The sequence below is a fragment of the Massilia sp. H6 genome (assembly GCF_024802625.1).
In the GTDB taxonomy this organism is placed as follows: Bacteria; Pseudomonadota; Gammaproteobacteria; order Burkholderiales; family Burkholderiaceae_D; genus Telluria.
On the sequence record NZ_CP103371.1, the window covers coordinates 2412805 to 2434862 of the forward strand.

17 protein-coding genes, 3 tRNA genes and 1 pseudogene are annotated in these 22058 nt (G+C 63.3%); 14 read left to right on the forward strand and 7 right to left on the reverse strand.

The features are described 5' to 3' along the window. Positions 1–14: 14 nt before the first annotated feature. Positions 15–419 (forward strand): annotated as a pseudogene (locus NRS07_RS10775) (IS30 family transposase); the annotation flags it as partial. A 124-nt stretch (positions 420–543) separates the two neighbouring features. After that, positions 544–807, forward strand: a complete 264-nt coding sequence (locus tag NRS07_RS10780; RefSeq protein ID WP_259206362.1) for a DUF2628 domain-containing protein — start codon at positions 544–546, stop codon at positions 805–807. Positions 808–931: 124 nt separating this feature from the next. On the opposite strand, the gene NRS07_RS10785 is transcribed toward NRS07_RS10780, so the two are convergent. The 5 genes from NRS07_RS10785 to hpnC all read right to left on the reverse strand — a co-directional run bounded on the left by NRS07_RS10785 (position 932) and on the right by hpnC (position 5866). Further along, entirely contained in the window at positions 932–1738 is an 807-nt protein-coding gene (locus NRS07_RS10785) for a head GIN domain-containing protein (protein ID WP_259206366.1), read from the reverse strand. A gap of 1 nt (position 1739) precedes the next feature. Then, positions 1740–2546 carry a DUF1700 domain-containing protein gene (locus NRS07_RS10790; protein ID WP_259206368.1) on the reverse strand — a complete coding sequence of 269 codons (807 nt, stop codon included), beginning with the start codon at positions 2544–2546 and terminating at the stop codon, positions 1740–1742. Between the two features lie 146 nt (positions 2547–2692). After that, positions 2693–4132: a hydroxysqualene dehydroxylase HpnE gene (gene hpnE, locus NRS07_RS10795; protein ID WP_259206379.1), complete on the reverse strand. Its 1440-nt coding sequence runs from the start codon at positions 4130–4132 to the stop codon at positions 2693–2695. Continuing rightward, positions 4119–4952 (reverse strand): presqualene diphosphate synthase HpnD, encoded by an 834-nt coding sequence (gene hpnD, locus NRS07_RS10800; protein WP_259206389.1) that lies wholly within the window; start codon positions 4950–4952, stop codon positions 4119–4121. The genes hpnE and hpnD overlap by 14 nt, the downstream gene beginning before the upstream one ends. 104 nt (positions 4953–5056) lie before the next feature. Continuing rightward, positions 5057–5866, reverse strand: a complete 810-nt coding sequence (gene hpnC, locus NRS07_RS10805; protein ID WP_259206391.1) for a squalene synthase HpnC — start codon at positions 5864–5866, stop codon at positions 5057–5059. A gap of 98 nt (positions 5867–5964) precedes the next feature. Between hpnC and NRS07_RS10810 the strand changes: the two genes are divergently transcribed. The 11 genes from NRS07_RS10810 to NRS07_RS10860 all read left to right on the forward strand — a co-directional run bounded on the left by NRS07_RS10810 (position 5965) and on the right by NRS07_RS10860 (position 19525). After that, complete coding sequence (locus NRS07_RS10810; RefSeq protein ID WP_259206394.1) at positions 5965–7149, forward strand: efflux RND transporter periplasmic adaptor subunit; 1185 nt, start codon at positions 5965–5967, stop codon at positions 7147–7149. Next, a complete protein-coding gene (locus NRS07_RS10815) occupies positions 7146–10244 on the forward strand; it encodes an efflux RND transporter permease subunit (protein ID WP_259206395.1) in 3099 nt (1032 codons plus the stop codon). The genes NRS07_RS10810 and NRS07_RS10815 overlap by 4 nt, the downstream gene beginning before the upstream one ends. A gap of 241 nt (positions 10245–10485) precedes the next feature. After that, positions 10486–10572, forward strand: a tRNA-Leu gene (locus NRS07_RS10820). 31 nt (positions 10573–10603) lie between these two features. Then, a complete protein-coding gene (gene tig, locus NRS07_RS10825; protein ID WP_259206397.1) occupies positions 10604–11944 on the forward strand; it encodes a trigger factor in 1341 nt (446 codons plus the stop codon). Positions 11945–12007: 63 nt separating this feature from the next. Continuing rightward, complete coding sequence (gene clpP, locus NRS07_RS10830; protein ID WP_259206399.1) at positions 12008–12625, forward strand: ATP-dependent Clp endopeptidase proteolytic subunit ClpP; 618 nt, start codon at positions 12008–12010, stop codon at positions 12623–12625. A gap of 175 nt (positions 12626–12800) precedes the next feature. Then, complete coding sequence (clpX, locus tag NRS07_RS10835) at positions 12801–14069, forward strand: ATP-dependent Clp protease ATP-binding subunit ClpX (RefSeq protein ID WP_259206402.1); 1269 nt, start codon at positions 12801–12803, stop codon at positions 14067–14069. Positions 14070–14336: 267 nt separating this feature from the next. Then, entirely contained in the window at positions 14337–16745 is a 2409-nt protein-coding gene (gene lon / locus NRS07_RS10840) for an endopeptidase La (RefSeq protein ID WP_259206404.1), read from the forward strand. Positions 16746–16974: 229 nt separating this feature from the next. Next, positions 16975–17247, forward strand: coding sequence for an HU family DNA-binding protein (locus NRS07_RS10845; RefSeq protein WP_259206407.1), 273 nt, complete (start codon positions 16975–16977; stop codon positions 17245–17247). 66 nt (positions 17248–17313) lie between these two features. Continuing rightward, positions 17314–17390: transfer RNA gene (locus NRS07_RS10850), tRNA-Asp, on the forward strand. 19 nt (positions 17391–17409) lie between these two features. After that, positions 17410–17486: transfer RNA gene (locus tag NRS07_RS10855), tRNA-Asp, on the forward strand. 116 nt (positions 17487–17602) lie between these two features. Further along, positions 17603–19525 carry a SurA N-terminal domain-containing protein gene (locus NRS07_RS10860; RefSeq protein ID WP_259206409.1) on the forward strand — a complete coding sequence of 641 codons (1923 nt, stop codon included), beginning with the start codon at positions 17603–17605 and terminating at the stop codon, positions 19523–19525. Positions 19526–19618: 93 nt separating this feature from the next. Here the strand turns inward: NRS07_RS10860 and mnmH are convergent, their stop codons facing one another. Continuing rightward, on the reverse strand, positions 19619–20692 hold the full coding sequence (gene mnmH, locus NRS07_RS10865) for a tRNA 2-selenouridine(34) synthase MnmH (protein WP_259206416.1): 1074 nt from the start codon (positions 20690–20692) through the stop codon (positions 19619–19621). Next, a complete protein-coding gene (locus tag NRS07_RS10870) occupies positions 20689–21294 on the reverse strand; it encodes an arylesterase (RefSeq protein WP_307729888.1) in 606 nt (201 codons plus the stop codon). The genes mnmH and NRS07_RS10870 overlap by 4 nt, the downstream gene beginning before the upstream one ends. Positions 21295–21316: 22 nt before the next feature. Here NRS07_RS10870 and NRS07_RS10875 point away from each other — a divergent pair, with 22 nt between their 5' ends. After that, a complete protein-coding gene (locus NRS07_RS10875; RefSeq protein WP_259206425.1) occupies positions 21317–22057 on the forward strand; it encodes an ABC transporter ATP-binding protein in 741 nt (246 codons plus the stop codon). Position 22058 lies beyond the last annotated feature (1 nt).

Sequence of the window (22058 nt, forward strand, 5' to 3'; positions counted from 1 at the left end):
GGCTACCTCACCGTTTCGTGGTGCTGGCCAAGATGGACAATGCCGGCACCCGCTCGGTCGTCGACAGCTTCTCCGCTGTCCTTAATCGTCAGCCAGCGGCGCTGCGCAAGTCCATGACGTACGACCAGGGCCGCGAGATGCACGGCCACAAAATCCTGAGCTAGCGCACCGGCGTGCAAATTTACTTTGCCGACCCACACAGCCCATGGCAGCGCGGCTCTAACGAAAACACCAACGGTTTGCTGCGACAGTACATGTCGAAAGGCTCTGACTTGTCGATCTACTCCCGGGACGAGCTCGACGCCATCGCGTTATCCCTCAACACCCGCCCCAGAGAAACGCATGGATGGAAAACACCGCTCGCCGTTTATACCGAGCATATGGCCAGGTTACAAATGCAGGCCGATTCGGTTCATTAACCCGGTGTTACAATTGGTTCTTGAGACCGCCCGGTTATGTGGAATAAGCGCGCGCGAATAAGGTTTCGACATGGCTAGAAGTACAACAGGCTTGGTTCATTTAAATTTTCATCGGAGATGATAATTGGAAATTGCAGGAATACCAGCGATACTTATTGGGTGGGGCGTGCTTGCCATAGCTTTCTGCGTGTTTGTACTCGCCTGGCGGCGGCGTTGGAAAATGGCCCTCTGGTATGATCTTATCGGCACGGTCCTGATTGTAATCGCGGGAATGCATTTCGATGTGAAGGACCATATCGTCGTGAGTGTTGGCCTCGGTATGACCGCAATATTCAGTCTGATGGAATTCAAGCGCACGCATCCAAAGAAGAATCGCTACGAATTGTAAATATATGGGTGGTCCGCTTTGGGTGTCTGACGACTTACTTTCGAGCGAAAGTAAGAAGCTGCTCGAAACAGGCGCATGCTACGACCGAGAAGCCGATCGTGCGAGAGCAAACAGTGAAGCGCGCTTAATCCGAAAACGTGACGCTGCCGGTGCCGGTGCGCCTGACGCTGCGCTCGGCCGGGTTGCCAAACACCTCGATGTCGCCGCTGCCCGAGAGCGTTGCCGCCATCGTGCGCCGGGCCTGTACCGTGGTGCTGCCCGAGCCGGTCTGGTCCACCTTGACCGTAGCGGCGCGCAGATGGCGCGCCTCGAGTTGGCCCGAACCGCTGGCCGTGGCCACCAGTTCGCGGGTGCTGCCGACCACGGTCATGCGACCGGAACCGGTCAGTGCGACCTCGACGCTGTCGGCGCCGGCCCCGGCGTTCAGTTCCAGCTCGCCACTGCCGCTGAGCGCTGCCCGCACGTGGCGGAAGCGCCCGTTCAAGCGCAGGCTGCCCGGTCCTTCCATGCGCACCTCGATCCGTTCGCCCGAAAATCCATTGACGCTGCTCGCGCCGCTGCCGTCTACGGCCACGCCCGCCAGGCTTGGCAGTACCAGTTCGACTTCGAGCGGACGGCGGTGGCGCAGCAGCATGCCGCGGATGCCGATGTGCAGCACAGCGCCCTCGGCACTCACGTCCACGTTGCCCAGCAGGCGAGATTCGCCGCGCACCTCGAGCGATGGCGTGGGGCCATAGCGTAGCGTCAGGTCGATCGGGCCGTTCAGTTCCACCGCGTTGACGCCGGCCGGCAGCGCGCGGGTTTCGCTGGCGAACTCGCGGCCCTCGGTGGCCGCTGCCACACCGTTGGCGCGCAGTACCCCATAGGCCAGGGCGATCAGCACGCAGGCCAGCAGCAGCAGGGCAAATCCGACTTTCAGCAAAGAGCGCATCTCACGCCCCCTTCAGCAGCGAAACGTTCATGCGGATATAGCGTTTGAGTCCGACAAAGGTATAGCGGGTGAGCAGCAGCGACAGCAGAAATAGCACGATTCCGCCCAGCACCATCGCCAAACCGACGCCTGTCTGGGTAGTGCGCGACTCGCGGTCCAGGTCGGTGGTGATCCGGATGCCACTCTCGGCCACCCTTTCGGCGCGGCGGATCACCCCCCCGGAGCGCCCCAGCGCGTCCGCAGGCTCGTCCGCTGCCGCCGGCCCCGGCTCCGGGCCCGGTTCTTCTTCGTCGTGGATCTCGATGCCGTGTTCGCCGAACGAGATGCGGGTGCGCATGTTGCCGACGGTTTCGCGGCGCTCGCCGTCGTCGCCGATCACCACCCGATGCAATGGATTGTCGAGCACCAGTTCACTGGCGCCGGCCAGTGAACTGGCGGTAATGGCGATCCCGGAGGCGTAAAAGCCGATCGCGCAGGCGTAGAGCGCGACCAGCAGTGCGGCGTAAACCGCGGCCGGGATCGCCATGAACAGGTTAAAGACCACCAGCCCGGCGCCGCCCACCAGCACGCGCAAGGCGTTGGCCGGGGATTTTTTCTCGGCGAAGGCGTGCATGTGGGCGCTGGCGCGCAGCGTAACCGCCACCTTGCGCGGGTCGCCCAGTTCTGCTGCGATGCTGTCCTGGCTACGGCCAGCCGCAATGCCGTCGACGAAGCGCTGCTCGTACCAGCCCAGCGTTTTGGCCTGCGTCTCCGGCGGCAAGCCCGTCATGGCGCGCTTGAGCGCGTCGAGATATTCCAGTTTGCCCATGTGCTGCTCTACCTTTTGATCAGTGATGCCCGACAACCGGAATGCTGTCGATCGCGCTGGCCGCGTCCACGGCCAGCGGCGCGAGCGTACGCAGGCCAGGCCGGGAGTTCATGGCGCCTTCCCTGTCAACGAATATGTCGATACTGCTAGCTTACGCAAGCGCGCGGCTGGTCGCCAGGGTCGTGCGACAGGCTGCGCAATTCGCGGGACAGGGTGCCCGGCGCGCCGATAGCCGTCGCCGCACCGATCCCGCTACGCACCGCCGTCTCCAGCGTGGCCGGGTAGTCGCTGGCGGTGAAGTCGCCTGCCAGAACCAGTCCTGGCAGCGCGGTATCGTTGCCGGGGCGCGCCAGGCCGGGCGTGCACGAGAAGGTGGCGCGCTTTTCGGTGATGACCCGGCTCCAGTGCGGCGCAGCCAGTTCAGGACGCCGCAGCTCGTGTGCCAGCTGCGCGGCGATGGCGGCGGCCAGCGCATCCTGCTGGAGTTGGGCAGCGTCGCCGGCGGCGCTGACCACCACGGCGAGCAGTCCCGCATGGGCCGGGTCGAGCTGGCCGCGGTCGAAGACGAACTGGCCCCAGCGGCCCAGCGCGGGGTTGTCCAGCAGCGCGTAGAACGGCAGCTCGAGCGCCAGCGCAGGATCGTATTGCAGGTAGCAGGTAGCGATGGCTTCGTAGTTTAGGGCCGCGAGCTGGGCTGCGAGCTGCGCCGTTTCCGGATAGGGGGAGAGCAGCGCCGCCGACTGCGCCGCCGGCGTGGCCAGCACGACCGCGTCGAAGCGGGCGTCAAGCACGGCGCCAGCGTCCGCGGCGTCGCCCTGCACCGAGCAGCGCCAGTGCTCGCCGTCGCGGGTGAGGGCATCGATTCTGGCGCCGGTGACAACGGCGCCGCCATGGCGCTCGACAAAGGCCGCCGCCGCCTGCGGAAACAGGGCGCCCATATCGCACTGCGGCAGCAGCATGTCCGAGGCGGCGCGGCGCCTGGCGCCCAGGCTGTCGCGCAGCACCGCCAGGAACACCCGGGCCGAGGCGCGCGCGGGCGGCGTATTCAGGGCGGCGATGCACAGCGGGTGCCACAGCAGCCGATTCAGGCGCGCGCTCTGGCCGAAGCGTTCCAGCAGTTCATCCACCGTGCAATCGTTGTACAGCTGCCAGCCCATCCACCTGGCGGCGCTGTGCAAGCGCGCCAGCGCCAGCTTGTCGGCGCGCTCCAGGCCCTTGGTGCGCAGCAGCGCGCCAATCAGGTGAAACGGCGCCGGCCAGCGCGGGGCGACGAAATCCATGCCGCCGCCGACGCCCGGAAACGGATAGCGCATCTGCACCGGCAGGCGCAGCAGGGCGGTATCCGGGTCGACACCTACCAGGCGCAGCAGGCGCAGCGTCTCGCCATAGGCGCCGAGCAGGATGTGCTGGCCGTTATCGAGCGTCTTGCCGTGCACTTCGACCGCGCGCGCACGACCACCCAGGCTGCGCGCAGCCTCGGCCAGCGTGACCCGGTGGCCTGCGCGCGCCAGTTCAACCGCCGCCGCGCAACCGGCCCAGCCGCCGCCGGCGACCAGGACCCGCAGCCCGGCGCTAGGTGCGGACATAAGTCTTCCAGGCCAGCCACAGCTTGCGCAGTGGCGTAAGCGAGATACGCTGGTTCAGCACATGGAAGCCGTCGCGTTCGATCTCGTCGAGCAAGGTGCGGTAGATGGCGGCCATCATCAGGCCCGGACGCTGGGCGCGCCGGTCTTCTTTCGGCAGCAGCGCCAGCGCCTCGTCGTACATGCGCTGCGCGCGCTCGGCCTGGAAGCGCATCAGCGCGTCGAACTTCTCGCTGTGGCGAAAGGCCAGCAGGTCGGCTGCGGTGACGCCGAACTGCTGCAGCTCGTTCACCGGCAGATAGATGCGGCCCTTGCGCGCGTCGTCGCCGACGTCGCGGATGATGTTGGTGAGCTGGAAGGCCAGCCCGAGCTTCTCGGCATACGCCAGGGTCTGCGGGTTGGTGTAGCCGAATATGCTGGCCGACAAGATGCCGACCACGCCAGCGACGCGCCAGCAGTATTTCTGCAGTCCGGGATAGTCGAGGTAGCGGCTCTGGTCGAGGTCCATTTCCATGCCGTCGATGATCGCCTGCAGATGCTGCTCTTCTAGCAGGTAGGGGGCAAGGTGCGGTTGCAGCGCCTGCGACACCGGGTGCGTGGGCCTTGCCTGGTACATGCTGGAGATCTCGGTGCGCCACCAGGCCAGCTTGATGCGCGCCACCGACGGGTCGCTCGCTTCGTCGACGGTGTCGTCGACTTCGCGGCAGAACGCATACAGCGCGGTGATCGCGCGCCGACGCTCCTGAGGCAGGAACAGAAAGCTGTAATAGAAGCTGGAGCCGCTCTGGACGGTTTTTTGCTGGCAGTATTCGTCGGGGGACATGGTCTTGTTACTTATTGGTCGAAGCGAAAATGGGTGATGCGAACCCGCTATCTTAGCCGATGCCGGCACTGCCCAGCGAACGCGGCTGGCTTGATGCGGCCGCCCTACATGCGCAGCGCGCCCCAGAGCACCGCCAGCCAGTCGGTGCCGGCCAGCGTGGGCCGGCGCCGGAATACGTCGTAGTCGGCGCGCTCGATGGCGTCCAGGATGCGCAAGCCGCCCTGGACGATCAGGCGCAGCTCCCAGCCGACCCGGCCCGGCAGGCGGCGCGCCAGTGGGGCGCCGCCAAGCATCAGCGCGCGCGCGCGGTCGACCTCGAAGCGCATCAGCGCGCGCCAGGCCGGACTGGCCGGGCTGGCCGCCAGGTCGGCCGCCGATACGCCGTGGCGCTCCAGGTCTTCGAGCGGCAGGTAGATGCGGCCCTTGGCGAGATCGATCGCGACGTCCTGCCAGAAGTTGATCAGCTGCAAGGCGGTGCAGATGGCGTCCGAATCGCGCAGGTTGCGCTCGTCCACCGCATCGTAGAGCGCCAGCATCAGCCGTCCGACCGGGTTGGCCGAGCGCCGGCAATAGTCGAGCAAGGTGGCGTAATCGGCGTAGCCGGTGGTGACCACGTCCTGGCGAAAGGCCGACAGCAAGTCGTGCAGCGGCGCCAGCGGCAGGCGAAACTCGGTGACCACGCTGGACAACCGGGCCAGCATCGGTTCCGGAGGTGTTTCTCCACGCCCGATCGCGTCCAGGGCATGGGCGTAGTGCGCCAGCGCCGCCAGCCGCTCGGGCGCGCTGGCCTCGCCCTCGTCGGCGATATCGTCGGCGCTACGTGCAAAGGCATAGATCGCCTCGACCGCGGGCACCAGGCGGCGCGGCAGCAAGAAGGACGCAACCGGGAAGTTCTCGTAATGCTCGACGGGCATATTTGACTGTTGCCTCTAAAGCGGGGTTGACATGGTTTTCCACGATTATAATTGCTCAGTAACAAATACAAATTACAAAATGCCGACACCGATTGCCCATGCCCGGGCATCGCCACGACAAAGGGTCCACCGTGTTCCAGTCTTTCCGTCTTTCACTGACCGTACCGCTGGCAGCGCTGGCTGTGGCCATGCTCGCCGGCTGCGACAAGCCAGCCCCCAAGGCCGACGACGTGCGCCCGGTGCGCGTGATCGAGCTGGCTCGCGATAACGGCACCGAACGGGTTGAATTTTCGGGGGACGTGCGCCCGCGCTACGAATCGCGCCTGGGCTTCAGGGTCGGCGGCAAGATCGTCGAGCGCAAGGTCGACGTCGGCGCCAGCGTGAATCGGGGCCAGGTACTGATGCGACTCGACCCGCAAGACCTGCGCCTGGCCGAAGCGCAGGCGCAGGCCGCGCTGCGCGCCGCCGAGACCGAGCGCGAACTGGCCCAGGCCGATTACCGGCGCCACCAGGACTTGCGTGCCCAGAATTTCGTCAGCCAGTCGGCACTCGAGGCCAAGGCGTCCGCGCTGAAGGCGGCCCAGGCCCGGGTCGATGCGGCGCGCGCCGGCTTGCGCGGGCAGTCGAACCAGACCGGCTACGCCAATCTCGAAGCAGACGCCGACGGCGTGGTGACCGCGATCGAGGCCGAAGTCGGCCAGGTGGTCGGCGCCGGCACCCCGGTAGTGCGGGTGGCGCGCACCGACGAGAAAGAAGTCGTGATCGGCATCCCCGAAAGCCGGATCGGCCAGTTGCGCAATGTCAGTCAGGTCAGCGTGCGCCTGTGGGCCGACCGTGACCGTGTCATTCCAGGCAAGATCCGCGAAGTCTCACCGGTGGCCGATCCGGCCACCCGCACCTATGCCGTCAAGGTGGCCTTGCCGCCCGGCCAGGACGTGCGCCTTGGCATGAGCGCCACGGTGGAACTGGCCAGCAACGCCGCCGCCGGCACGGCCGCGCTGCGGGTGCCGCTCAGCGCCCTGGTGCACGACCAGGGGGCCACGAGCGTCTGGGTGGTCGCCAAGGACCGTTCGGGCGCCGCCACGGTGCAGCTGCGCCCGGTCCAGGTGGCGGGCCAGTCCGGCAACGACCTGCTGCTCTCGGGCGGCGTGCAGCCGGGCCAGACTGTGGTCACTGCCGGCGTGCACCTGCTCAAGCCGGGCCAGCGGGTGCGCATCCTCACGGCCGACATCGCGCGCCGTGCCGATACCGAGGCTGCGGCAGCAAAAGGTGGCGCTCGATGAAGGGCTTCAACCTGTCGCGCTGGGCGCTCGAACACATTCCGCTGACGCGCTACCTGATCGCCGCGCTGCTCATCGGCGGCATCCTGAGCTATCAGCAGCTGGGCCAGGACGAAGACCCGCCGTTTACCTTCCGCGCCATGGTGATCAGCGCTGTCTGGCCAGGCGCCACCGCGGTGCAGATGGCCGAGCAGGTGACCGATCCGATCGAGCGCCGGCTGCAGGAAACGCCCTACATCGACCGCATCCGCAGCTTTTCCAAGCCGGGCGAAACCACCATCATCATCGAGCTGCGCGAATCGACGCCGGCCGCCGACACCGCCCCGACCTGGTACCAGGTCAGAAAAAAAATCGGCGACATGGCTGGCAGCCTGCCGCAAGGCGTGATCGGGCCGTTCTTCAACGACGAATTCGGCGACACCTTTGGCTCGATCTTCGCCTTGTCGGGCGACGGCTTCAGCCAGGCCGAGATGCGCGACTACGCCGACTTCGTGCGCCAGCAGCTGCTCGCGGTGCCGCTGGTGTCGAAGGTGGAGCAGTTCGGCGTGCAGGAAGAAAAAGTCTATATCGAGTTCTCGAGCAAGAAGTTCGCCCAGTTGGGAATTCCGTTCGAGCAGATCGTCAACCAGATCGCGACCCAGAACCAGGTCGAGGCCAGCGGCATGCTGGTCACGCCGACGGACTACCTGCAGGTGCGTGTGAGCGGCGCCTTCAAGACCGTCGAGCTGCTGGAAAACCTGCAGCTGCGCGCGGCTGGCACTACCTTCCGCCTGGGCGACTTCGCGGCCGTCAAGCGCGGCTACCAGGACCCGCCCAAGGACAAGATGCGCTTTAACGGCAAGGAAGTCATTGGCCTGGGCGTGTCGATGGAAAAGGGCGGCAACATCATCCGCCTGGGCGAAGGGCTTGACGCCACCGTCGCCCGCATCCGCGCCCAGCTGCCGGTCGGGATCGAGCTCGAGCGCGTGACCGACCAGCCGGCCGCCGTCACCGCCTCGGTCGACGAATTCATCAAGGTCTTGATCGAGGCAGTCATCATCGTGCTGGCGGTGTCTTTCATTGCCCTCGGACTGCATACCAAGCCCAGGCTGCGCATCGACGTGCGCCCCGGGCTGGTGGTGGCATTGACGATTCCGCTGGTGTTGGCGATTACCTTTTTGTTCATGCGCCTGCTGGACATCTCGCTGCACAAGATTTCGCTCGGCGCGCTGATCATCGCGCTGGGCCTGCTGGTCGACGATGCGATCATCGCGGTTGAAATGATGGTGCGCAAAATGGAAGAGGGCATGTCGCGCCTGGACGCGGCCACCTTCGCCTATACCTCCACCGCCATGCCGATGCTGACCGGCACCCTGATCACGGCCGCCGGCTTCCTGCCGATCGGCCTGGCCAAGTCGGCAGCTGGCGAATACACCTTCACGATGTTCTCGGTCAACGCGCTGGCGCTCCTGATTTCCTGGGTGGCGGCCGTCGTGTTCACGCCTTATATCGGCTACGTGCTGCTGCGGGTAAAACCGCATGGCCAGGACGGATCGGCGCACGACGTATTCGACAGTCCGGGCTATGTACGCTTCCGGCGCACGGTGAACTGGTGCGTGGAGTGGCGCAAGACCACGATCGCGCTGAGCCTGGGCGTGTTCGCGCTAGGCGTGTTCGGCTTTAACTTTATTGAAAAGCAGTTCTTTCCGGATTCGAGCCGCCCCGAGCTGATGGTCGAGATGTGGTCGCCCGAGGGCAGCAGCTTTGCCGCCAACGAGGCCGCGGTCAAGCGCTTCGAGGCTTTCCTGAAGCAGCAGCAGGGCGTGCAGAGCGTGACCAGCTACGTCGGTACCGGCAGTCCGCGCTTCTACCTGCCGCTGGACCAGATTTTTCCGCAGTCGAATGTCTCGCAGCTGGTGGTGTTGCCAATCGATGCGGCAGCGCGCGAAGCGCTGCGCCTGAAGATCGAGGACGCCTTCCGCAACGATTTTCCGGAAGTGCGCGGCCGCGTCAAGCTGCTGCCGAACGGTCCGCCGGTGGCCTATCCGGTGCAGTTCCAGGTGCTCGGCCCGGATATCGCCATCGTGCGCACCCTGGCCGACGGCGTCAAGCAGGCCCTGCGCGCCAATCCGAACACGGTTGGCGTCAACGACAACTGGAACGAGGCGGTCAAGGTGCTGCGCCTGGACCTCGACCAGGACAAGCTGCGCGCACTTGGGGTGACCTCGCAGGCGGTACGCCGGGTGCTCAACACCACGCTCACCGGCACCCCGGTGGGACAGTTCCGCGAGACCAACCGCCTGATCGACATCGTGGTGCGCCAGCCGCTCGACGAGCGCTCCACCATCTCGCGCTTGACTGAAGCGCTGGTGCCCACCAGCGGCGGCGGCGCGGTGCCGCTGGGCCAGGTGGCGCGGGTGCAGTTCGCGTGGGAGCCGGGCGTGGTCTGGCGCGAAGGGCGCGAGTGGGCCATCATGGTGCAGTCGGACGTGGTCGAGGGCATCCAGGGACCAACCGTCACCGCGCAGGTCGATGCGCAGCTGGCGGCCTTGCGTGCCGGGCTGCCGGCTGGCTATCAGGTCACGGTCGAAGGCGTGGCGGCCGACAGCTCGGATGCCGAAGCTTCGATCATGGCCAACGTACCGTTGGTGCTGTTCATCGTGTTTACCCTCTTGATGCTCCAGCTGCACAGTTTCTCGCGCGCGCTGCTGGTCTTTCTCACCGGGCCGCTCGGAATCGCTGGCGCGGCCATGGCGCTGCTGGTGTTCGACCGGCCGTTCGGCTTTGTCGCCAACCTGGGCGTGATCGCGCTGTTCGGCATGATCATCCGAAATTCGGTGATCCTGGTCGACCAGATCGAGCATGACATCGCCAGTGGCACCGAAGCCTGGGATGCGATCGTCGAGGCTGCGGTGCGGCGCTGCCGGCCCATCCTGCTGACGGCCGCCGCCGCTGCGCTGGCCATGATTCCGCTGTCGCGCTCGGTGTTCTGGGGGCCGATGGCGGTGGCGATCATGGGCGGGCTGCTGGTAGCGACGGCCCTGACGCTGTTATTCCTGCCGGCCTTGTATGCGGCCTGGTTCAGGGTCGGCAAGCCGCTCGAGACGAAGGCGCGCTAGTTTCAGGCCGGATTTGAAGCGGTGCCGATGGGGCTGCGCGTGCCGGTTTGCACGCCGCAGCCCCATGCTGTTTATATGGAAGAGCTCACTACCCCCGCACGCCAAGCAAAAAACGCCCAATAGTGACAGAAAATCCAGTAAAATAATTGGCTGAAGTTGTAGCCCATAAACAGAGGAGTGCAGGGCGGCCGGGTTTACTGTCGGGCGCCCTTTGTTTTTGTGGCAGAAAATGCAATCCTGCGCGAGGATGGCGAAATTGGTAGACGCACCAGGTTTAGGTCCTGACGCCAGCAATGGTGTGGGGGTTCGAGTCCCCCTCCTCGCACCACGAATAATTATTTTTTTGGACGATTTTTATAATGGCAACTGCAGTCGAAACCCTGGGTACACTCGAGCGTCGCCTGACGATCTCCTTTCCGGTAGCTGAAGTCCGTACAGAGGTCGAAAAGCGCCTCAGGCAGCAGGCCAAGACGGCAAAAGCGCCTGGCTTCCGTCCGGGTAAAGTGCCGCTCAAGATGGTCGCGGCGCAATACGGTTACCAGATCGAATCGGACGTGCTCAACGACAAAGTCGGCCGCGCGTTCAACCAAGCCGCCAACGAGAACCAGCTGCGCGTTGCCGGCTTCCCGAAAATCGAACCGAAGGCCGATGCTCCTGAAGGCGTGCTCGAATTCGACGCTACCTTCGAAGTCTATCCGGACGTCGTGCTGGCCGACCTGGCCACCGTCGAGGTCGAGACCGTCGCTGCCGACGTGACCGATACCGAAATCGACAAGACCATCGACATCCTGCGCAAGCAGCGCGTGCACTACCACACCAAGGGCGTGGCTGGCGAGCACGGCGACGGCGGCGAGCCGGTGGCCGCTAATGGCGACCGCGTCACCGTCGACTTCGTCGGCAAGATCGACGGCGTCGAGTTCGACGGCGGCAAGGCCGAGAACTACGCATTCGTGCTGGGCGAAGGCCGCATGCTGCCAGAATTCGAAGCCGCGACCATCGGCCTGAAGACCGGCGAGAGCAAGACCTTCCCGCTGGCCTTCCCCGAGGACTACCACGGCAAGGACGTGGCCGGCAAGACCGCCGACTTCACGATCACGCTCAACGAGCTCGAGTGGGCGCACCTGCCTGAGATCGACGCCGAGTTCGCCCAGTCGCTGGGCATCGAAGACGGCGCCATCGAAAAAATGCGCGACGACATCAAGGCCAATCTCGAGCGTGAAGTCACCGCCCGCGTCAAGGCCCGCAACAAGGAAGCCGTGATGGACGCGCTGGTCAAGGCGACCGACATGGAAGTGCCGAAAGCCATGATCCAGCAGGATTCGGAGCGTCTGGCCGACATGACCCGCCAAGACATGATGCAGCGCGGCATGGACGTCAAGGCGATGCCTTTCCCGGCCGAGATGTTCGCCGACAAGGCTGAGCGCCGCGTGCGTTTGGGCCTGATCCTGTCGCAATTGGTCAGTGAAAACAATCTGCAGGCAACGCAAGAGCAGGTCAAGGCGCAGATCGAAGACTTCTCGCAAAGTTACGAAGATCCGAAAGAAGTGCTCAAGTACTACTACAGCGACCGTCGTCGCCTGGCTGAAGTCGAAGCACTTGTTTTGGAAGAAAACGTCGTCAACTATGTGCTTGGCAAGGCCAAGGTCAGCACCAAGACCATTGCTTTCGATGAACTGATGGGTGGCAACGCTCAAGCTTAAGACGATGCCGGCCTTCAGGGCCGGCTTTTTCTTCAGGCCTCATTTACAAGGAACCAGACAGGTATGATTCATAATCCGGCATTGGATACCCAAGCCCTCGGCCTCGTGCCGATGGTGGTCGAGCAAAGCGGTCGCGGCGAGCGCGCTTATGACATCTATTCGCGACTCCTGAAGGAGCGCGTGATCTTCCTGGTCGGTCCTGTCAACGACCAGATGGCCAACCTCATCGTGGCCCAGATGCTGTTCCTGGAAAGCGAGAATCCGGACAAGGACATCTCGCTGTACATTAACTCGCCTGGCGGCTCGGTGTCGGCAGGCCTGGCGATCTTCGATACGATGAATTTCATCAAGCCAGACGTCTCCACGCTGTGCACCGGCCTGGCCGCCTCGATGGGCGCCTTCCTGCTGGCGGCGGGCACCAAGGGCAAGCGTTTCTCGCTGCCTAACTCGCGCGTCATGATCCACCAGCCTTCCGGTGGCTCGCAGGGCATGGCCTCGGATATCGAAATCCAGGCCAAGGAAATCCTTTACCTGCGCGAGCGCCTGGCACGCATCATGTCCGAAAAGACCGGCCAGACCATCGAGCAGATCCACAAGGATACCGACCGCGACCGCTTCATGTCGGCGGACGAATCGGTGGAGTATGGCCTGATCGACCGCGTCCTGACCACCCGCGCCTAAGCGAATCGCTTGCAGCGCCGGTCGAAGGTGTTGCCAAAAAACGCCCGAGCGCATGACGTTCGGGCGTTTCGTTTTTATTTCGGGTAGCATGTTCGTATGCGCACTTGTTGCGCGTCCGTATTAGCGTTATATTCAAGCAACTTATTAGCCAGCAACTCTCTAGATAACCTGCCCCATGTCTGACAAAAAATCCTCCAGCGGCGAAAAACTTCTGTATTGCTCGTTCTGCGGAAAGAGCCAGCACGAAGTCAAGAAGCTGATCGCGGGACCGTCGGTGTTCATCTGCGATGAATGCATCGATCTGTGCAACGACATCATCCGCGACGAAACTTCCAATGTCGAGTCGGTGGCGGGCGCCAAGTCCGACCTGCCGACGCCACACGAAATCACCGAACTGCTCGACCAGTATGTGATCGGCCAGCAGACGGCCAAGCGCATCTTGTCGGTGGCGGTGTACAACCATTACAAGCGCCTCAAGCACCTGGGCAAGAAAGACGATATCGAGCTTGCCAAGAGCAATATCCTGCTCGTGGGTCCGACCGGCTCCGGCAAGACCCTGCTGGCCCAGACCCTGGCACGCATGCTCAATGTCCCGTTCGTGATCGCCGATGCGACCACGCTCACCGAAGCCGGATATGTTGGCGAAGACGTCGAGAACATCATCCAGAAGCTGCTGCAAAGCTGCAACTACGAAGTCGACAAGGCCCAGCGCGGCATCGTCTACATCGACGAGATCGACAAGATTTCGCGCAAATCCGACAACCCGTCGATTACGCGCGATGTATCGGGCGAGGGCGTGCAGCAGGCACTGCTGAAACTGATCGAAGGCACCATGGCGTCGGTTCCGCCACAGGGCGGCCGCAAGCATCCGAACCAGGACTTCGTCCAGATCGACACGACCAACATCATGTTCATCTGCGGCGGCGCCTTCGACGGCCTGGCCAAGATCGTGCAGAACCGTTCTGAAAAGGGCGGTATCGGTTTCGGCGCCACGGTCAAGAGCAAGACCCAGCGTGCGGCCAGCGAGATCATGATGGAAGCCGAGCCCGAAGACCTGATCAAGTTCGGCCTGATTCCCGAACTGGTGGGCCGCCTGCCGGTGGTCGCCACGCTCAACGAGCTGACCGAGGAAGCGCTGATCCAGATCCTGATCGAGCCGAAGAACGCCCTGATCAAACAGTACTCGAAGCTGCTTGAAATGGAAGGCGCCGAACTCGAAATACGTCCTGCGGCGCTGCACGCGATTGCCCGCAAGGCCTTGGCACGCAAGACCGGCGCCCGGGGCCTGCGCTCGATCCTGGAACACGCGCTGCTCGATGTCATGTATGAGTTGCCGAGCCAGCAAAACGTCGTGAAGGTCGTTATCGATGAAAATACGATCACGAATGCCGCGAAACCATTGCTCATTTATAGTGAATCGCCTAAAGCGTCGGGCGAAAACTAAAAAAGCGCGCACGCTTGCAACAAAACTCTTGCCGTACGGATTCTTGAAGGTACAATTTACCTCAATAAAAGACGCAGGCTTCATTCGAAAAGCCACTCGCCGGGGTTACCCGGGCGGTGGCTTTTTCATTTGAAAGCGGATTTTATTGGAACGGCTATATTCTTCTTTAATTGATAAACTTTTACGTGAAGAAAATATTTTCGCAGCGGCCTTGAGATTCACGCTGCGGATGCCCAAGTTCAGCAACACGCTTTTATAAGGTACGCCATGACAACTTCGAAATTAACCGAGCAAACGACGCTGCCCCTTTTGCCGCTGCGCGACGTGGTCGTGTTCCCGCATATGGTGATACCTCTGTTCGTTGGCCGCCCTAAATCCATCAAGGCACTGGAAGCTGCGATGGAGCAGGGCAAGAGCATCATGCTCGCCGCCCAGAAGGCCGCTGCCAAGGACGAACCTTCCGCCGAGGACATCTACGAAATCGGCTGCGTGGCCAATATCCTGCAGATGCTCAAGCTTCCCGACGGAACCGTTAAGGTGCTGGTCGAAGGCTCGCAGCGCGCGCGCATCGATACCATCCTCGATGGTGCGACCCATTTCACCGCAGAACTGACCCCGGTCGAATCCGAAGTCGGCGACGACTCCGAAGTCGAGGCCATGCGCCGCGCGATCGTCCAGCAGTTCGACCAGTACGTCAAACTCAATAAAAAAATCCCGCCGGAGATCCTGGCATCGCTGGCTGGCATCGACGATGCCGGCCGCCTGGCCGATACCGTGGCTGCCCACCTGCCGCTCAAGCTCGAGCAAAAGCAGGTGATCCTGGAAATCTTTAACGTCTCCAAGCGCCTCGAGCACCTGCTCGGCCAGCTCGAAGGCGAACTCGATATCCTGCAGGTCGAAAAGCGCATCCGTGGCCGCGTCAAGCGCCAGATGGAAAAGTCGCAGCGCGAGTACTACCTCAACGAGCAGGTGAAAGCCATCCAGAAGGAATTGGGCGAAGGCGAAGAGGGCGCCGACATCGAAGAGCTCGAGAAGAAGGTAATCGCCGCCAAGATGCCGAAAGAGGCACTGGAAAAAGCGCAGGCCGAAATTCGCAAGCTCAAGCTGATGTCGCCGATGTCGGCCGAAGCGACCGTGGTGCGCAACTATATCGACACGCTGGTGTCGCTGCCATGGAAGAAAAAATCGAAGGTCACCATCGACCTCGAGAACGCCCAGAACGTCCTCGAAGCCGACCATTATGGCCTCGACAAGATTAAAGAACGCATCCTGGAATATCTTGCGGTCCAACAGCGCGTCGACAAGCTCAAGGCTCCGATCCTGTGCTTCGTCGGTCCTCCGGGCGTAGGCAAGACCTCGCTGGGCCAGTCCATCGCCCGTGCCACCAACCGCAAGTTCGTGCGCATGGCCCTGGGCGGCGTGCGCGACGAAGCCGAGATCCGCGGCCACCGCCGCACCTACATCGGCTCGATGCCGGGCAAGGTGCTGCAGTCGCTGGCCAAGGTCGGCGTGCGCAACCCGCTGTTCCTGCTCGACGAGATCGACAAGATGGGCGCGGATTTCCGCGGCGATCCGTCTTCGGCCCTGCTCGAGGTGCTGGACCCGGAACAGAACCACACGTTCTCGGACCACTACCTGGAAGTGGACTTCGACCTGTCGGACGTGATGTTCGTGGCGACCTCGAACTCGTACAACATTCCGCCGGCCCTGCTCGACCGCATGGAAGTCATCCGCCTGTCGGGCTATACCGAAGACGAGAAGACCAGCATCGCGCAGCGTTACCTGCTGCCGAAGCAGCTCAAAGCGAATGGTCTCAAGGAAGAAGAGATCAAGGTCGAAGAGTCGGCGGTGCGCGACATCATCCGCTACTACACCCGTGAAGCCGGCGTGCGTTCGCTGGACCGCGAAATCTCGAAGATCTGCCGCAAGGTGGTCAAGATGCTGCTGCTGAAGAAGTCGGAAAAGCGCGTGATCGTCAACGGCAAGAACCTGGACAAGTTCCTGGGTGTGCGCCGCTACGATTTCGGCGTGGCCGAAAAGCAGAACCAGGTTGGCCAGGTGGTGGGGCTGGCCTGGACCGAAGTGGGCGGCGACCTCTTGACGATCGAGGCCGTGAACGTGCCGGGCAAGGGCGCCATCATCCGCACCGGCACCCTGGGCGACGTGATGAAGGAATCGATCGAGGCGGCGCGCACGGTGGTGCGTTCGCGCGCCCAGCGCTTCGGCATCAAGGCCGAAGCTTTCGAAAAGAACGACATCCACATCCACGTGCCTGAAGGCGCGACACCGAAAGATGGTCCGTCGGCCGGCATCGGCATGACCACCGCGCTGGTGTCGGCCTTTACCGGCATCCCGGTGCGTGCCGATGTGGCCATGACCGGCGAGATCACGCTGCGCGGCGAAGTGCTGCCGATCGGCGGCCTGAAAGAAAAGCTGCTGGCGGCGCATCGTGGCGGCATCAAGACGGTCCTGATCCCAGAGCAGAACGTGAAAGACCTGGCCGAGATTCCGGACAACGTCAAGAACAAGCTCGAGATCGTGCCGGTGCGCTGGATCGAGAAGGTGCTCGAAGTTGCCCTGGAACGCCCACCAGAGGCGATCGTCGATGCGCCGGCAACGGTGGCGGTAGCGCCGGCCGCCGCCGCGGACGGGCAGCCCGACGTGGTCAAGCACTGACCGAGGCAGGTGATCGGCCAGACAGGCGCCTGCGGGCGCCTGTTTTTTTGCGGCAGCGCGCCCGATCGGTGCGCGCGGACCCTTACTGTGCACAAACAACACCGGCGGCGCCCCGGCAGGGCGGTCGGCAACGCATGTCACTTGACATACGAATGTTGCCCTTGTTTAATACGCGCTTGCACTTTTGCATGCAGACGCGCCAGCGTCGAACGAATCAACGAGGGTTAAAGTGAACAAGACAGAACTGATCGAAGAAATCGCGAAGTCCGCGGACATCACCAAGGCGTCGGCCACGCGCGCACTCGATGCGATGATCATCGCTGTGACGGAAAGCCTCAAGAAGAACGACAGCGTCACGCTGGTCGGCTTCGGCACCTTCACCGTGGGCGATCGCGCCGCACGTATCGGCCGCGATCCACGCACCAAGGAACCCATCAAGATCAAGGCTGCCAAGGTTCCAAAATTTAAGGCTGGTAAAGCTCTGAAAGATGCTGTAAACTAATGCCTTCTCTGCAGTGACATGCGGGGAGCACTGCCTGAAAAGGTAATGCGATGACGTGTTTTTGTTGGAGCGGTAGTTCAGTTGGTTAGAATACCGGCCTGTCACGCCGGGGGTCGCGGGTTCGAGTCCCGTCCGCTCCGCCAACATCCACAACATTATTCTGGAGCGGTAGTTCAGTTGGTTAGAATACCGGCCTGTCACGCCGGGGGTCGCGGGTTCGAGTCCCGTCCGCTCCGCCAGAATTGAGTTAAGTCCGTCGCTTCTCTAGCGGCGGGATACAAGAAGGGGCGAACGCGAGTTCGCCTTTTTTTTTAACATGTGCTGTTAAAGCATTATCAACCTTGAATGGCTGACCATGTTTGAATTCGTTCGTAACAACAAGCGCGTGATGCAGGGTGTCCTGCTCGTGATTATCGTGCCGTCGTTTGTCTTAGTCGGTGTCGACAGCTATCAGGACCGCGGCGACGCTGCCACGAGCGTCGCGACCGTTGCCGGCCAAAAGGTCACGCAGCAGGAATGGGAAGAAGCCCAGCGCCGCCAGATCGACCAGGCCCGCCGCATGATGGGCGCACAATTCGACCAGAAGATGTTCGAGAGCCCGGAAGCGAAGCAGGCAATCCTGAACAACCTGGTGGCCGAGCGCGCCGTTGCAGCCGAGATCGCGCGTAGCGATATCACCATCGGCGACGCTGCCCTGCAGAAGAACATCCTTGCCATCGAGGCCTTCCGCAAGCCCGACGGCAGCTTCGACATGGAGCAGTACAAGGCCGCGCTGGCCGCGCAAGGCATGACGCCGGCGATGTTCGACCAGCGCCTGCGCCGCGACCTGGCAGTGCAGCAGGTCTCCAGTTCGATCGAGGCGAGCGCCTTTGCGCCACGCAGCGTCACGGCGCGCCTGTCCGACATCAACGACCAGGAACGCGAAGTCCAGGAACTGGTGTTCCCGGTTGCCGCCTACCTGCCGCAAGTGCAGGTAACCGATGCGATGGTCAAGGCGTATTACGACAAGAACGCGCAGCAGTTCACCACCCCCGAGCAGGTCAAGGCCGAATACGTCGTATTCGACGCCGACGTCGTGGCCAGCCAGGTCCAGGTCAGCGATGCCGAGGTGAGCGAGTACTACAACAAGAACCTCAAGAACTACACCACGCCAGAGCAGCGTAGCGCCAGCCATATCCTGATCAACCTGGCGCGCGATGCCAAGCCGGCCGACGTGGCAGCAGCCAAGGCGAAAGCCGAAGCCGCACTGGCCGAGGTGCGCGCGAACCCGGCCAACTTCGCCGACATCGCCCGCGCGCAATCGCAAGATGCAGGTTCGGCCCAGGCCGGCGGCGACCTTGGCGTGGTCGAGAAGGGCACCTTCGTCAAGCCAGTGGAAGACGCCATCTTTGCCCTCAAAGAGGGCGAGACGAGCGCACTGGTGCAGTCCGAATTCGGCTACCACATCATCAAGGTGACCGAAGTCAAGCCAGCCGAGCAAAAGCCGCTGGAAAGCGCCAAGGCCGACATCGCCGCCGATCTGAAGAAGCAGAAGATGTCGAAGAAGTATTCGGAGCTTGCCGAGGTCTTCACCAATATGGTGTACGAGCAGTCGGACAGCCTCAAGCCGGTTGCCGACAAGCTGGGCCTGAAGATCGAGACCGTCGATGCGCTCACCCGTACCCCGAGCCCGCAGATGGCGCAGGCGCCGTTCAATCATCCGAAATTCCTGACCGCGATCTTCGGGGCCGATGCGGTCAAGAACAAGCGCAACACCGATGCCATCGAAGTGGCGCCGAGCGTGCTCATTGCCGGACGTGTGGCCGAGTTCAAGCCGGCCACCAAGCGTCCGCTGGCTGAAGTCGAGGCCGCCATCCGCCAGCGCGTGACGCTCGAAGAAGCGGCCCGCCTGGCGCGCCAGGCCGGCGAGGCCAAGCTGGCTGCCGCCAGGACCTCGGGCGATGTCAGCGGCTTTGGCGAAGCCAAGGTGGTCTCGCGCACCAAGGAACCAGGCATCAACACCACCGCGGCGATCGCCGTGCTCAAGGCGGACGTCTCGAAGCTGCCGGCCTACGTGGGTGTGGAGCTGCCGGGCCAGGGTTATGGCGTCTACCGCATCGGCAAGGTCTCGCAGGCGGCCCAGCCAGACGCTGCGCGCCGTCAGCAAGAAGCGCAGCAGATCTCGACCCTGGTGGGCCAGGCCGAGATGTTCAACTATGTCGAAGCACTCAAGAGCAAGGCCAAGGCCAAGATCAATGTGCAGCCGTCGCAGCTGGGCGTGACGAGCGACGCCCAGTAATCGGGGGTGTTAAAAAAGCCCGGCTGCGCTTGCAGCCGGGCTTTTTTGCATTCTACGTCCATTCACGCTCGGGGCAAGTCTCTTGCCCGCCGTTCAACAAGCTACCCGTTCGCCAGCCGCATGCAAGCGCCGCGCCAAGGCCACGAAATCGTCTTGCGCGATACCGTGTAGCTCCACCACCTCGCCCTGCGCCACCTGCACGAAATTGCGGTCGATCGAGCGCAGATAGGCTGGATCGTAATGCTGCTCCAGCAGTTCGGCCACCAGCTCGGGCATGGCGCCGCCCTTGGCCATGGCATGCCAGGCGTCGATCCTGGCGCGGCCGTGCAGCTGCACCAGGTGATCGAGCTGGGTGTTGAGCGCGTCAGGGTCGACGCAGAAGTGATCGTAGTCTTCCATCAGCAGGCGTACCCGGTTCTCGCGCGAGAGCGCCAGCGAGATGCACGTCGAGGCGCGCATGCGCTGCATCACGGCGTCCGGTACCCGCAGGTTGCCGACCTTCTTGCTCTCCGATTCCACGAACACCGGCTTGGAGGGGTCGAAACGGCGGAGCTTGTCCCAGATCAGGCTCTCGAACATTTTCTGGGACGGCTGGGGCTCGTTCGGCAGGTGGCCCAGCACCGAGCCGCGGTGGGCGGCCAGGCGTTCCAGGTCGAGCACCTGGGCGCCAATGCCTTCGAGTGTCTCGAGCAGGCGGCTCTTGCCGCTGCCGGTGGTGCCGCACACGACCCGGAAATTCAGCGCAGGCGGGGTTTCCAGGCTGCTTGCAACGTGCGCGCGATAGGCCTTGTAGCCGCCATCGAGCTGGATGGCCGGCCAGCCGATCCGGGCCAGGACATGTGCCATTGCGCCGCTGCGGTTGCCACCGCGCCAGCAATACACCAGCGGCTTCCAGCCCTTGGGTTTGTCGCCCCATAAGGTCTCGACATGGCGCGCCACATTCGCGGCCACCAGCGGTGCGCCGACCTTCTTGGCGTCGAAGGCGCCTACCTGCTTGTACAAGGTACCGACGCGAATGCGCTGCTCGTCGTCAAGCACCGGCGCATTGATCGCGCCCGGGATGCGATCCAGGGCGAACTCCGACTCGCTGCGCACGTCGATGATGGCATCGAAGGTGTCGAGTGCGGGAAGGATGTCGGCAAAACTCAGAACGGCAGGGTATTTCATTGTTTCTTCACGAGGGTGGCGAACTGTGGCCAGATGTTATTCAGGATAATCGGGTGCGCGGCAGCCAGCGGGTGCAGGCGGTCTTGCTGGAACAGGGCCGGCTTGTCGGCCACGCCTTCGAGCATGAAGGGCACCAGCGGCGAACGGGTGTCGCGCGCGACCCGTTTGAACATGTTGAAGAAGCTTTCGGTGTAGGCGCGGCCATAGTTGGGCGGCATGCGCATCCCCACCAGCACCACCCGGGCCTGGTTCTTGTGGGCCATGCCGATCATTGCGCGCAGGTTGCTCTCGGCCGAGGCCACCGGCAGACCGCGCAAGCCGTCGTTAGCGCCCAGTTCAATCACCACTACCTCTGGCTTGTGCTGCTGGAGCAGGGCGGGCAGGCGGGTGCGTCCGCCGATCGTGGTTTCGCCGCTGATGCTGGCGTTGACGACGTTGGCCTGGATTTTCTCGGCTTTGAGTTTTTGTTCGAGCAGGGCCACCCAGCCGGTGCCGCGCGCGATGCCGTATTCGGCCGACAGGCTGTCGCCCACCACCAGTACGGTTTTTGGTGCAGAATAGGCGCTCGCCGACGCTGCCAGCGTCAGGATTGCAACAAACATCAATTTTTTAAGAACAGCTAGCATGCGTGATAATCCCGAGGTTTCCCAGATTGGTGCGACGACTGCGGGCGCCAGTGCCGATAACAACACGGCTGGACGGCCGCCCGCGATCGCAGTGCGTGGATTGTCCAAGCGGGTGGCGGACGCCAGCGGCGAACTCACCATCCTGCAAGACATCGATTTTACCGTGCAACCGGCCGAGACGCTTGCCCTTGTCGGCGCTTCCGGGTCCGGCAAGTCGACCCTGCTCGGCCTGCTGGCCGGCCTGGACACACCATCCGACGGCAGCGTACTGCTCGATGGCACCGATATCTTCGCCCTCGACGAAGATGGGCGGGCCGCCCTGCGCAAGGCCAAGCTCGGCTTCGTGTTCCAGTCCTTCCAGCTGCTGGCGCACCTGAGTGCACTGGAAAACGTGATGCTGCCGCTGGAATTGCGGGGCGATACCGATGCCCGTGCCAGGGCCGAGGCCATGCTGGGCCGCGTCGGTTTGTCCAGTCGTCTCAGGCATTATCCCAAATACCTGTCCGGAGGCGAGCAGCAGCGCGTAGCCTTGGCGCGCGCCTTCGTCACCCAGCCGCCACTGCTGTTCGCGGACGAACCGACTGGCAGCCTGGACGCCGCCACGGGCGAATCGATCATCCAGCTGATGTTCGAGCTTAACCGCGAGCGTGGCTCGACGCTGGTGTTGGTCACACACGACCCGGCCATGGCGGCGCGCTGCGGCCGCACCATCACCATCGCCGCAGGCCGCCTGGTCTAAA